Origin of the sequence: Embleya sp. NPDC050493, assembly GCF_044458105.1 — a bacterium.
Classification (GTDB): Bacteria; Actinomycetota; Actinomycetes; order Streptomycetales; family Streptomycetaceae; genus Embleya.
This window is the reverse complement of record NZ_JBITHP010000032.1, coordinates 67,548-79,683: the sequence shown is the minus strand read 5'-3', so window position 1 is coordinate 79,683 and position 12,136 is coordinate 67,548. Positions and strand designations below refer to the sequence as shown.

Here is a 12,136-nt window from a genome sequence, read left to right as displayed (position 1 = left end):
CCGGCGCTCGCCCCCGTCTCCCAACCGCAGCCGGACCCTCAGCCCCCGAAGCCCCGACATCCCGTGCCCCCGTCGTCGTCTTCCGATGGTGCGTTTCGCCGGGTGGAACTTGCTGGGGTGGGTGGAAAAACCGGAGACATGTGTCCGATTAGAGGTGATTTGGGCGAATTGCCCCATATCTTGACCTCATGATCTTCTCGGTGGCCTCGTACTTCGTGGTCGCGGCGGTCGCCCCGTGGTTGGTTCGGCGGCTCGGGCGGGACGCCTTCCTCGTGCTTGCCGCGCTTCCGGTGGCGACCACGGGGTGGGCGTTGGTCCAGGCCGGGGCCGTGTTCGACGGACGGTCCGTGGTCGAATCGCGCGAGTGGATTCCCCGGTACGGTGTCTCGCTGGCGTTTCGCTGCGACGCGCTCGCGCTGCTGATGGTGTTCCTCGCGGCGGGCGTGGGGGTCCTGGTCCTGGTCTACTGCGCGCGCTACTTCGCCGCCGACGAGCCCGGTCTCGGGGCGTTCGCCGGCGTCCTGGTCGCGTTCGCCGGGGCAATGATCGGCCTGGTCACCACCGACGACCTGATCCTGCTGTACGTGTTCTGGGAACTGACCACGGTCTTCTCCTACCTGCTGATCGCCCATCGCAGCGAACACCGCGGCCCACGCCGGGCCGCGATGCAGGCGCTGACCATGACCACCTTCGGCGGCCTGGCGATGCTGGTCGGACTGATCCTGCTCGGCGAGACGGCGGGCACCTACCGGCTCTCCGAGATCCTCGCCGACCCGCCCGGCGCTACCGTCGTGACCACCGCGACCGTGCTGATCCTGGTCGGCGCGCTGTCCAAGTCGGCGATCGTGCCGTTCGGCTCCTGGCTGCCCGCCGCGATGGCGGCGCCCACACCGGTCAGCGCCTACCTGCACGCCGCCGCGATGGTCAAGGCCGGCGTGTACCTGGTCGCCCGACTGGCCCCCGGCTTCGCCGAACTCACCCCATGGCGACCGATCGTGCTGATCGCCGGCTGCGCCACACTGCTTCTGGCCGGTTGGCGAGCGCTGCGCGAGGACGACCTCAAACGGGTGCTCGCCTACGGCACGGTCAGCCAACTCGGCCTGCTGATCGTGGTCACCGGCGCGGGCAACCGGGACGCGGCGCTCGCCGGCATCGCGATGCTGGTCGCCCACGCCCTGTTCAAGGCCACCCTGTTCCTGGTGGTCGGCATCATCGACCACGCGGCCGGCACCCGGGACCTGCGCCGGCTCTCCGGCCTGGCCCGGACCATGCCGGTCACGTGCGTGGTCGCGGTGGTGGCCGCGCTGTCCATGGCCGGACTGCCGCCGACGGCCGGATTCGTCGCCAAGGAGGCGGTCTACGAGGCGTTCCTGCACCGGGGCCGCGTCGACACCGTGGTCCTCGGCATGCTGGTCGCCGGGTCGGCGCTGACCGCCGCGTACAGCCTGCGCTTCGTCTGGGGCGCCTTCGCCCGCAAACCCGACGTCCCCACCACCCGGTGCGAGCCGCCGAGCGGACTGCTGCTCGGCCCCGCCGTCCTGCTCGGCGCGGGCTGCCTCGCACTCGGCCTCGCCGCGGGGTCGCTGGACCACTGGATCTCCTCGTACGCCGACCTGTTCCCGCCCACCGGGTCCGCCTATCACCTGGCGCTGTGGCACGGCCCGGGCATCGCGCTGAACCTGTCCGGCGCCGCGATCTGCGTGGGCATCGTGTTGTTCCTGGCCCGCGAACCGGTGCTGCGCCTGCAATCGGCCACCGCCCGGATCGAACCCTCGCGCCTGTACGACGCACTCGTGCGCGGCGTGGACCGGGGAGCGCTGCAACTGACCGGCACCACCCAGCGCGGCTCGATGCCGGTCTACGTCGGGGTGATCCTGCTCAGCCTGATCGCGATCACCGCCGCGACCGCCCTGGGCAACCTCCCGCTGCCGTTCCCGCACTCGCCGCGCTGGTCGGACTCGGCCGCCCAGGTCGTGGTCGGCGTGCTCGTGATCGGCACCGCGTCGATCGCCGCCGGCACCCGGGACAGGTTGCCCGCGGTGCTCCTGGTCGGGGTCACCGGCTACGGCTGCGCAACGCTGTTCGTGCTCCAGGGCGCTCCCGATCTCGCGCTCACCCAGGGCCTGGTCGAGACGGTCAGCGTGGTGGTGTTCCTGCTGGTGCTGCGCCGACTCCCGCGCCGGTTCGCGAACACCACCCGGCCCGGCCGCCGAGTCGTGCACATCGCCCTGGGCGTACTCACCGGGGTGGTACTCGCAGGCGTCGCCGTCTCCGCGTTCGCCGCGCGGACCCGGCCGCCGGTGTCCCAGGCCTTCGCCGCCGCGGCGAAGGAAGCGGGCGGCAAGGAGATCGTGAGCGTGCTGCTGGTGGACATCCGCGCGTGGGACACGATGGGGGAGATCGCCGTCCTGGCCGTCGCCGCGATCGGCGTGACCAGCCTGATCTTCGTCCGCCGCGACCGAGGACTGCCCCGACTGGGCGACCGCGCCCCGGAGCCGGCGGCACCGGCCGACGGCAGCGAGAGAGACATCGACGGCGCCGCCGACACCCGCCGGGTGCCGGGCCCCGCCGGAAGCAGCGCCCATATCCCCGGCGAGTCCACCTCGGCCCCGGCGCACGGCCCCTGGCTGACCGCCGCCGACACGCTCGCCCCCGAACGGCGCACGGTGCTCTTCGAGGTGGTCGCGCGCGTCGCGTTCCCGACCGTGCTGGTGTTGTCGCTGTACTTCCTCTTCAGCGGCCACTCCACCCCGGGCGGCGGCTTCGCGGGCGGCATCACCGCCGGGCTCGCGCTGCTGGTGCGCTATCTCGCGGGCGGGCGGTACGAACTGGCCGAAGCCGCACCGCTGCCCGCCGGGCGGTTGCTCGGCACCGGGCTGGTGATCAGCGCGGGCACCGGCCTGGTCGGTCTGATCGCGGGCGGGTCGGCGCTGCGCAGCACGGTGATCGACGGCACGCTGCCGCCCTTCGGCGACGTGCACATCGCGACGTCGGTGTTCTTCGACATCGGCGTCTACCTGCTCGTGATCGGCCTCGTGCAGGACGTGCTCGGCGCGCTGGGCGCGGAGTTGGACCGACGCATCGAACAGACCCGGGACCGGGACGCCGAACGGACGGTGATCGTATGAAGAGCCCAACGATGATCCTGGTACTGACCGCCGCCGTGCTTGTGGGCGTCGGGGTATACCTGGTGCTCGAACGCAGCCTGACCCGGGTGCTCCTCGGGGTGGTGCTGATCGGCAACGGCGCCAACCTGATCGTGCTCGCCGGGGGTGGTCGTGCGGGCGGCGCCCCGGTGCTCGGGGTGACGCTGCCGGCCGCGATGAACGACCCGCTGCCGCAGGCGATGGTGTTGACCGCGATCGTGATCACGCTCGCGGTGACCGCGTTCGTATTGTCGATGGTGCATCGGCACTGGGAACTGACCGGATCCGACGAGGTCCAGGACGACACCGAGGACCTGCGCGTGGTGCGTCGCGCCGAGCGCGGCGGTCTGCGCGCCGAACACCGGCGACTGCGCCGCGAGTTGCGCAGGCAGACCGCCGAGCGTCGGGCGGTCGTGCGGCGGCTGGGGACCGAGGCCCGGGCGAACTACGCCGCCGAGTGCCGGCGGCTGGGCGTGGATCCGAGCGGGCACGGCGGTCAACCGGAGGCGCAGCGGATCGCGCGCGAGCGACGCGAGGAACTGCGGCTGCGGCTGCGCGGGATCAAGTCCGAGCACCGCATCCAACAGGCCGAGCTGCGAGCCCGTTTCCGGCGGGCGCGGCGCGAGTTGAACCGGCAGGCGCGGGCCGAGCGGGCGGCCGTCGCCCGGGCGGACAGCGTGGTGGATGCCGTGTCCGACACCGAGTTTCCGCGGGGCGTCGGCGACCCCGTCGGTCCCGAGCGAGGTAGGAACGGGCCTATTCGATGAACCACCTGGTGCCGCTCCCGGTCCTGCTGCCGCTGTTCGGCGCCGGGCTCAAGCTGGCCATCGGCGGTCGATTGCCGCGCGGTCAGCGGCTGATCAGCGTCGGGGTGCTGACCGCCGTGCTCGGTGTGGCGATCGCGCTCCTGGTGGCGGCCGATCGGGACGGCCCGGTGGTGGCCCGGTTGGCGGGGTGGCCGGCGCCGACCGGGATCGTGCTGGTGGCGGACCGGTTGTCGGCGCTGATGCTGGTGGTCTCCTGTGCGGTCACCCTGGGCGTGCTGGTCTATTCGATCGGCCAGGGCCGGGCGGACGAGGACGAGGCCACGCCGCTGTCGGTGTTCCACCCCACCTATCTGATCCTGGCCGCGGGAGTGGCGAACGCCTTCCTGGCGGGCGACCTGTTCAACCTGTACGTCGGCTTCGAGGTGCTGCTCGCGGCCAGTTACGTGCTGCTGACCGTCGGCGGCACCGCCGCCCGGGTGCGGGCGGGCGCCGGCTACGTGGTGGTCGGCCTGCTCTCCTCGGTGGTGTTCCTGTCCGCGATCGCGATGGTGTACGCGGCGACCGGCACGGTCAATCTGGCCCAACTCGCGGTGCGGCTGCCGGAGGTGGATCCCGGTGTGCAACTGGTCCTGGAATCGATGTTGCTGATCGGATTCGGGGTCAAGGCGGCGGTGTTCCCGCTGTCCGCGTGGTTGCCCGACTCGTACCCGACCGCGCCCGCACCGGTGACCGCGGTGTTCGCCGGACTGCTCACCAAGGTCGGTGTGTACGCGATCATCCGGGTGCAGACGCTGCTGTTCCCGGACGGGCGGCTGGGCGATCTGCTGCTCGTGGTGGCCGCGGCGACGATGATCGTCGGCATCCTGGGCGCGATCGTGCAGAGCGACCTGAACCGGCTGTTGTCGTTCACGCTGGTGAGCCACATCGGCTACATGGTCTTCGGGATCGCGCTCGCGAGCGCGGCGGGCCTGGCCGGTGCGGTGTTCTACGCGGTGCACCACATCACCGTGCAGACCTCGTTGTTCCTGGTCGCCGGGCTGATCGAGCGGCGCGGCGGAAGCACCGACCTGGGCCGGCTGGGCGGGCTGGCGCGGATGTCGCCGGCGCTGGCGGTGTTGTTCTTCGTGCCCGCGATGAACCTGGGCGGGATTCCGCCGCTGTCCGGATTCCTGGGCAAGTGGCTGCTGCTGCAGGCGGGCGCGCAGACCGGCTCGGCGGCGGCCTACGTGCTGATCGGTGCGGCGGTGGGCACCAGCCTGTTGACGCTGTACGCGATGGCCCGGGTGTGGGGGCAGGTGTTCGGCGGCTCGGCGGACACCTCGGGGGCGACCGCGTACTCCTTCGGCGCGACTCTGAGCGGGCGCGACGTCGCGGCCACCGCCAGTGTGCTGCCGCGCGCGATGACGCTGGCGACCTGCGCCCTGGTCGCGGTGGGGTTGGCGTTCACCGTGCTGGCCGGCCCGCTCGTCGCGCTGACCGATCGGATCGGTGTCGAACTGGTGGGTCGGGTCGCCTATATCGAGGCCGTGCCGCTGCTCGGCGGGTTCGCCCGGGGAGCGGGTCGGTGACCGCCCGCCGGCTCCGGGCGCGCACCCGGCGCGTCTCGCCGCTGCTGGTGGGGTGGCTGATCGTGGTGTGGGTCGCGCTGTGGGGCACCCTGACCGTTGCCAACGTGCTCACCGGGTTCGTGGTCGCGGTGTCGGTGCTGGTACTGCTGCCGCTGCCGCCGGCGCACGACCGGTTGGCGTTCCGGCCGTGGGGACTGGCCCGGTTCGTGGTCCGGTTCGCGCTCGACCTGGTGCTGTCCTCGCTGCGGGTGGCCTGGCAGGCGCTGTGGCCGGGGCGGTTGTCGCGCAGTTCGGTGGTGGGGGTCGAGTCGGCCACGCGTTCGGACCTGCTGCTCACGCTGACCGTGCTCGCGCTGAACGTGCTGCCCGGCAGCATCGTGATCGAGATTCGTCGGGGCCGGCCCACCATGTTGTTCATCCACGCGCTGGGCGCGGAGACGCCTGCCTCGGTGGAGGCTGCCCGGCGGGCGGTGGTGCGCCTGGAGGCTCGCGTGGTGGCCGCGTTCGGTACCCGCGAGGAACGTGCCGTTTCGACCGGAAGTCCCGGAGGTGGTCCATGAATCCGCTCGTCGGCGGCGCCGTGATCGTGCTGCTCGGCGCGGCCGCGGTGCTCGCCCTGATCCGGCTCGTGCGCGGGCCCTCGACCCTGGACCGGGCGGTCGCGGTGGACATGCTGCTCGCGGTGATGTTGGCCGCGATCGCGGCGGAGGCCACCTTGAACCGGCACACCACGACCGTCCCGGTGTTGCTGGCGCTGGCCCTGGTCGGCTTCCTGGGGTCGGTGTCGATCGTGCGCTTCTCGGCGCGCGAGGGCGACTGACGTGCGGGCCGGCGAGTTCGCCGACGGCGCGTCCGCGGTGTGCCTGCTCACGGGTTGTGCGCTCGCGTTCGTCGCGGGCGTGGGGCTGTTGCGCTTCCCGGACACGCTGTCGCGGATGCACACCGTGGCCAAGCCACAGGTCCTGGGCCTGCTGCTGGTCACGCTCGGCCTGGGCCTGCGGCTGCGCAGCGGGATCGACATCGGGATGCTGGTGATGGTGGCGTTCTTCCAACTGACCACGGTCCCGGTGGCAACCCACCTGGTGGGACACGCGGTCTATCGGCTGCCGCACCTGCCGACCGGGGATCTGGCCGTCGACGAACTCGCGGACGGGGCCGATCCGAAGCCCTGAGAGCCGGCCGGCGGGCGTGGTGCGGGTCGGCGGACGCGGCGGTCGCGGAGTCGGTCAGCGCACGCGGTGGGCGCGGCTGATCCGGGACCACACGCGTCGATCGCACACGCCGGCGGGGCGGCGGAAGGCGTCGTGGTCGATCGTGCGCAGCGGTCGGGTCTCCAGCCAACTGCGCCGGTCCGCACCGGGATCCCAGGTCTTGGTGGGCAGTCGTACGTAGCGGTCCCGGGTGCTCTGGTCCCGGCTGGTGATCTTGAGCACCTCGGCGCCGCGCGGGCCCACCCGGACCACCAGGCACGGGCGGTCCTTGGCCTCGTCGCCCTCGTCGAAGGGCACCGAGGCCCACCAGATCTGGCCGGGAGCCGGGCGGGCCGAGCGGCCGGAGGGCACCGGCGGCGGCGCGGTGCGGGTTCGGCGGCGGTTGAGGAACCACCCGAGGGCGGCCACGACGAGGACGACCACGAGGGCCGGGACGAGGAACTTCATGACGCCTGTCTACCCGATCCGTGCCCGGCGCAGGGAGGCCGCGGGTCCGGCCGGCCGGTACCGGGCGCCGAGAACCGGTGAACGTTTCCGGTTGCGGCACCGTCGTATTTCACTCCGATGCGTGAGGTTGGCGGGTCGGTCCGGCGGATACCCGGGACGAGACAACCGTCGACCGAGGGTCCGGCCGGGGCCCGCGCGTTCGTCCCGGGTCCGCGGAGCAGCCGGGTCCGCGGCCCGTGACTCGGCGCGCCCGCACGCCGGTCGGCCTGCCCCGTGCCCGGCCGCCGGGGCCGCCGCACGCCTCGGGCCGAGGCGGGCCCTCGGTCGTACCCGCCGCAGAAAGGAATGCACGATGAATGCGGAACCCTGCGAGATCGACGAGTGCGCCGCGTCGTTGCCGGCCGGTCCGGCGTCGGCGTCCGGCGTCGACCCGATCGGCGGCTGAGTCGTGTCGGAGCGGGTGGCGGTGGTGGTGGTCGGCGGGCACGAGAGCGCGAACGGCGCGGCGCTGCCGGGGTTGTTCGGGCCCGAGGTGACTTCGGCGGCGTGCGGCCGGCAACTGCATCGGGCGGTGGGCGCGGTGTTGCGGGCCGGCGCGGATCGGGTGTGCGTGGTGCCGATAACGGTGGGCCGGGACCCGGGGCTGGCCGCGGACGCCGCGCGCACGCTGCTCGCGCTGCCGGCGGCGGACCGGGCCCGGGTGCTGCTGAGTCGGCCGTTCGCCGGTACGGAGGAGCTCACCGGATGGCTCACCGCCGCCGCGGCGCGGGTGCCGGAGCGGGCCGCGCTGCTGGTGGCGGCGCCGGCCGGGGACGCGCACGAGGACGCGGAGCTGTACCGGATCGCCCGCCTGGTGTGGCAGCACGGCCCGCACCGGATCGTCGAGGTCGCGCTGATCGGCGGCGATCCGGATCTGGGCCGCGCCCTGGAGCGTTGCCGCGTGCTGGGTGCGGCTCGGACCGTCGCGCTGCCCGCGTCCTTCGTGCTGCCGGCCGTGCCCGGCGTGGCCCCGCTGTTGTCGAGGCCGGCGGCGGCCGGGGTGCTGGCGGCCCGGGTCGGCTCGGCCGTCGAGCGGCTGCGGGTGCACGGCGACGACGGCCTCGCGGCGGTCGGGGCGCAGGCACCGTCGGCCACCGTCCCGGACGGGCCGCATTTCGACCGCGGCCGATCGCCCGTCCCGACCCACGGCCGCGAGTTCGTGCCCGCGTCCGTGATTCCCGTTGCCTAGGCCGTGTCCGGCGGATCTCGGTGGGGTCGCGCCGCCTGCCACCGCACCTCGCCGCACCGGAGAAACAGCCGAATGGAACCACTGTGCGACTGCTTCTCCGGCACGCCGAGCCACGGCACCGGACGACGCGACCTCATCCACCAAGATCCACCGGACACGGCCTCAGGAGGGTCCAGCCCATGGTCACGGCCCAACCACAGCGGTACCTCTACCGCGACCACCCGGGCGAGTCGGCGGCGGATCGCCGCACGCTGACCGTCCCGGTGCGCAACACCGGTGACCGGGTGATCCGGGTCGGGTCGCACTTCCACTTCTTCGAGGTCGACCCGACGCTCGTCTTCGACCGGGCGGCGACGTTCGGGATACGGCCCAACATCGCGGCGGGTACCTCGATCCGGTTCGAGCCGGGCGGCAGCCGGGACGTGGAACTGCGCCCGTTCGCGGGCTCGGGGCGCCTGGTCGGCTGCACCGACCTGCCGCGCGGCGCGGCCGGCGCGCAGCCGGCCCGGCTGGCGGCGACGCTGGGCGCGATCGAACACGGTCTCCGGGAGGCGCATGCACGGGCCGGCCGGACCGACGCGGTTGCACCGGAGGCCGCCGCCGGCGCCGCACAACCCCCGGCCGGACGGGCGGGCCGGCCCGCCGGTCGCCCGATCCGCGGCAAGCCGGGCACCAGGCCGCCGACCAAGCCGGGATCCGTGCCCGGCGCCGCGCGAAAGGGTCCGCGCTGATCGGGATTTCGGCTTCCGCGACCCGGTCGCCTCGGCCGGGCGCGGGGAGCGCGCGGGCCCGTGATCAGCCCTGGTGCGGGTACGTCATGCCGATCCCGAGCGTGGACTGCATCGGCAGGAGGCCGGTGCCGATCGTGTCCATCACGGCGGGCAGGATCAGGTCGGCGAGTCGGGCCGCCTCGGCGGCGCCGATGCATTGCCATGGCCCGGCGGCGAGTTCGTCGGTGAGTGCCTCGACGGAGTCGCGGCCGGTCCGGCCCGCCTCGGTGGCGGTGCCGTCGGCGTTCAGCCAGCCGCGGGCGACCAGGCGCTCGCGTGCCGCGTCCCACTCGTCGGCGGTCCACTGCCGGCTTGCGAACACCTCGGCCGGGGCCGCACCGGCGGCGCTGTGCGAGACCAGCGCCTCGACGCCGTCCAGGCGGTGCGTCAGCAGGGCCGCGATGTGGCCGTCGCCGCGGTGTTCGCGCAACCGGGTGATCGCCTGCCACAACACCAGGTGCGGCTTGTCGGCCCAGGGGAGCGCGGCGTGCGCGGCCGCCAGCGGGCGACCGACGGTGTCGGCGGCCTCGGCCACCCGGCGGGTCAGCGCCGCGGCCTCGGCGATCTCCGGCGCGTGGACCCGCTCGCCGAGCGCCGAGCGCAGCGTGGCGTCGGCCGCGCGCAGCCGGGCCGCGAGCACGGCGGCGGGGTCGGCGATCGCCCAGGCCCGCGGGACGTATCGGGCGACCATCGCCGGGCTGAAGCTGTAGAAGGTCGAGGTGACCAACTCGGCGGAGGCCGCACCGAGCGCCGCGGCGCGCATCGCGAAGTACGCAGGCCATCGCTCGTCCACCGAATAGCCGAGCGCCGCGGCCTCCTCGAACATCTCCGGCGAGTAGTAGTTCAGCGCGTGCAGCGGCTCCAGGGTCTGCCACATCCGGCGCACCAGTCCGGCGTTCAGGGTCTCGTTCGTCGCGCTCATGGCGTGTCCTCTTCCCTCCCGGGCGGTTGGGCCCGGTCGTGCCGGGACCGCTCGGCCGCGGTCGTGTCGCCGAATCCGGCGTCGAACTTGTCACTGGCAAGATTGCTCGCCCATCGCAAACTTGTCAATGCCTAGATCCCGGGTAGCATCGACCCATGACCACCGGACGCCCCTATCACCACGGCGACCTGCGCCGCGCCGTGCTCACCGCCGCCTTGGACGTGGTGGCCTCGGACGGGATCGGCGCGATCAGCCTGCGCGACCTGGCCCGTCGCGCGGGCGTCTCGCACGCGGCCCCCGCACACCACTTCGGCGACAGGACCGGACTGCTCACCGCGATCGCCGCCGAGGGCTACGGGTTGCTCGCCGACGCGCTCGCCGAGGTCCCCCCGGGCGGCTCGGAGGCACTGCGCGAACTCGGCGTGCGGTACGTGCGCTTCGCGCTCGCGCATCCCGCGCACTTCGAGGTGATGAACCGCCCGCATGTGGTCGACGGCACGGACCCGGAACTGCTGCGCCTGCGGGCCCGGGCCGGTGCGTCGCTGCGCGGCGGCGTCGCGGGGGTGCCGGCCGAGCGCCGAGGCGACATGGACCGGGCGGTGCTCGCCGCGTGGTCGCTCGCGCACGGCTACGCCACTCTGTGCCTGTCCGGAGGGATCCCCGAGGACGGCGATCCGGCCGACACCTTCCGGGCGCTGGCCGGCATGTTGTTCGCCGGGCCCGTGACGGGGTGACGCGCGACGCCGCCCGCGCCGTTCGGCCCGCGAAGCCGCCCGATCCGGTCGAAACGATGAATTGCGGGCACGCCGACCCGGGCGGCACGTCCCACGGCCCGGGCACCGCCTACCGGGCCGGGACCGGGTCACCGCGAGGGCGTGACCGGCGCCGACCCGGCCCGGTCACCCAGCCCGTACGAGCCACTCCCGAAACAGCGCGAGGCCCGCGGCGCACTGGGAGTGCAGCGGGGTCGGCAGCGCGTCGGGCGCGAACCATTCCAACGCGTCGAACTTGTGCGGCTCGCCGATGGCGACCCGGTCCGGATCGACCCGGACCGCGAACACCACCGCGACCCAGTGCGACCGGACCGGGTCCCCGCGCAGCACGTTGCGCACCCCGAGGGTCTCGATCGACAACGCCTCGGTCGCGTACTCCTCGCGCACCTCGCGGGCCACCGCACGCTCGAACGTCTCGCCCCACTCCAATGCACCCGCACCGGTGTCCCAGGTGCCGGCCTCGTCCCGGGCCGCCGCCGCCCGGCGCGCCAACAAGACCCGTCCGGCCCCGTCGTGGCAGACGAACACGCAGGACACCGACGGGGCCGTCGGCCGGTTCGTCGCCATCAGAAGTGCTTCAGCAGTTCGGGGAACGCGGTCAGCGTCAGCACCCGATCGTCGTGCGGGTCCAACTCGCTCTGCTCCAGGACCCACGTGTGCGCGTTCGGGATGAACACCGCACCCAGCCCCGCGCCGCGCGCCGGCAGGATGTCCGACTTGGGGGAGTTCCCGATCATCCAGGTCGTCTCCGGCGCCAGCCCGTGGGTGCGGGTGAGATCGAGATAGGCGTCGACGCCCTTCTCCGGCACGATGTGCACGCTGCGGAAGTGGGGGGCCAGCGCGGACGCGTCGATCTTGCGCTGCTGCTCCTCGGTGTCGCCCTTGGTGAGCAGCATCAGGTCGTGGCGCGCGCCGAGCGTGGTGAGCGTCTCGACGACGCCGGGCACCAGTTCCACCCGGTTCTCCAGCAGCGCGACCGCCAGCTGCTCGATGTGCCGCAGCTCCGCCTCGGTGGCCGGCCGCGCGTGCAGGTGCTCCAGCGCCTCGCCCAGACTGCGCAGGAACATCTTGCTGCCGTACCCGTGCGTGATCGCGTTCGCGGCCTCGATGTCGTTCAGGATCGCGCGGATCTCGGTCCGATTCAGCGTGGGGTGGTCGAGCCAGTCGAGCCAGTCGTCGATGACCCGCTCGAACAGGATGTTGTTCTCCCACAACGTGTCGTCGGCGTCGAAGATCAGGACCTGACGCGGGAGGCCCGTCGGCGTGTGCATGGTTGGTTTCGTCTCTGTCCGCTCGGCGACCAT

13 protein-coding genes are annotated in these 12,136 nt (G+C 73.2%); 9 read left to right on the top strand and 4 right to left on the bottom strand.

Annotated features, from left to right (window positions below; translation table 11 throughout):
* Positions 1-188 precede the first annotated feature (188 nt).
* Genes ACIBM5_RS39745 through ACIBM5_RS39720 form a run of 6 tightly spaced genes read left to right on the top strand, consistent with a single transcriptional unit; the run spans position 189 to position 6,653 of the window.
* On the top strand, positions 189-3,128 hold the full coding sequence (locus ACIBM5_RS39745) for a Na+/H+ antiporter subunit A (protein WP_396011565.1): 2,940 nt from the start codon (positions 189-191) through the stop codon (positions 3,126-3,128).
* Complete coding sequence (locus ACIBM5_RS39740) at positions 3,125-3,913, top strand: Na(+)/H(+) antiporter subunit C (RefSeq protein WP_396011564.1); 789 nt, start codon at positions 3,125-3,127, stop codon at positions 3,911-3,913. Before ACIBM5_RS39745 ends, ACIBM5_RS39740 begins: the two co-directional genes overlap by 4 nt.
* On the top strand, positions 3,910-5,481 hold the full coding sequence (locus ACIBM5_RS39735; RefSeq protein ID WP_396011563.1) for a Na+/H+ antiporter subunit D: 1,572 nt from the start codon (positions 3,910-3,912) through the stop codon (positions 5,479-5,481). Before ACIBM5_RS39740 ends, ACIBM5_RS39735 begins: the two co-directional genes overlap by 4 nt.
* Positions 5,478-6,041 (top strand): Na+/H+ antiporter subunit E, encoded by a 564-nt coding sequence (locus ACIBM5_RS39730; protein WP_396011562.1) that lies wholly within the window; start codon positions 5,478-5,480, stop codon positions 6,039-6,041. Before ACIBM5_RS39735 ends, ACIBM5_RS39730 begins: the two co-directional genes overlap by 4 nt.
* A complete protein-coding gene (locus tag ACIBM5_RS39725) occupies positions 6,038-6,301 on the top strand; it encodes a monovalent cation/H+ antiporter complex subunit F (protein WP_391582252.1) in 264 nt (87 codons plus the stop codon). The genes ACIBM5_RS39730 and ACIBM5_RS39725 overlap by 4 nt, the downstream gene beginning before the upstream one ends.
* 1 nt (position 6,302) lies before the next feature.
* The gene (locus ACIBM5_RS39720; protein ID WP_391582253.1) at positions 6,303-6,653 is read left to right on the top strand and encodes a cation:proton antiporter; all 351 of its coding nucleotides are present in this window, start codon (positions 6,303-6,305) and stop codon (positions 6,651-6,653) included.
* 54 nt (positions 6,654-6,707) lie between these two features.
* Here the strand turns inward: ACIBM5_RS39720 and ACIBM5_RS39715 are convergent, their stop codons facing one another.
* Complete coding sequence (locus tag ACIBM5_RS39715) at positions 6,708-7,139, bottom strand: type II toxin-antitoxin system PemK/MazF family toxin (protein ID WP_396011561.1); 432 nt, start codon at positions 7,137-7,139, stop codon at positions 6,708-6,710.
* A gap of 448 nt (positions 7,140-7,587) precedes the next feature.
* Here ACIBM5_RS39715 and ACIBM5_RS39710 point away from each other — a divergent pair, with 448 nt between their 5' ends.
* Positions 7,588-8,367 carry a sirohydrochlorin chelatase gene (locus ACIBM5_RS39710; RefSeq protein WP_396011560.1) on the top strand — a complete coding sequence of 260 codons (780 nt, stop codon included), beginning with the start codon at positions 7,588-7,590 and terminating at the stop codon, positions 8,365-8,367.
* 179 nt (positions 8,368-8,546) lie between these two features.
* Positions 8,547-9,098, top strand: coding sequence for an urease subunit beta (locus ACIBM5_RS39705; RefSeq protein ID WP_396011559.1), 552 nt, complete (start codon positions 8,547-8,549; stop codon positions 9,096-9,098).
* Positions 9,099-9,162: 64 nt separating this feature from the next.
* Here the strand turns inward: ACIBM5_RS39705 and ACIBM5_RS39700 are convergent, their stop codons facing one another.
* On the bottom strand, positions 9,163-10,059 hold the full coding sequence (locus ACIBM5_RS39700) for a hypothetical protein (RefSeq protein WP_396011558.1): 897 nt from the start codon (positions 10,057-10,059) through the stop codon (positions 9,163-9,165).
* Positions 10,060-10,214: 155 nt separating this feature from the next.
* Here ACIBM5_RS39700 and ACIBM5_RS39695 point away from each other — a divergent pair, with 155 nt between their 5' ends.
* On the top strand, positions 10,215-10,793 hold the full coding sequence (locus ACIBM5_RS39695) for a TetR/AcrR family transcriptional regulator (protein WP_396011557.1): 579 nt from the start codon (positions 10,215-10,217) through the stop codon (positions 10,791-10,793).
* Positions 10,794-10,958: 165 nt separating this feature from the next.
* Here ACIBM5_RS39695 and ACIBM5_RS39690 read toward each other — a convergent pair whose 3' ends face one another.
* A complete protein-coding gene (locus ACIBM5_RS39690) occupies positions 10,959-11,399 on the bottom strand; it encodes an NUDIX domain-containing protein (RefSeq protein WP_396011556.1) in 441 nt (146 codons plus the stop codon).
* Entirely contained in the window at positions 11,399-12,103 is a 705-nt protein-coding gene (locus ACIBM5_RS39685) for an HAD family hydrolase (RefSeq protein WP_396011555.1), read from the bottom strand. Before ACIBM5_RS39685 ends, ACIBM5_RS39690 begins: the two co-directional genes overlap by 1 nt.
* Positions 12,104-12,136: the final 33 nt, after the last annotated feature.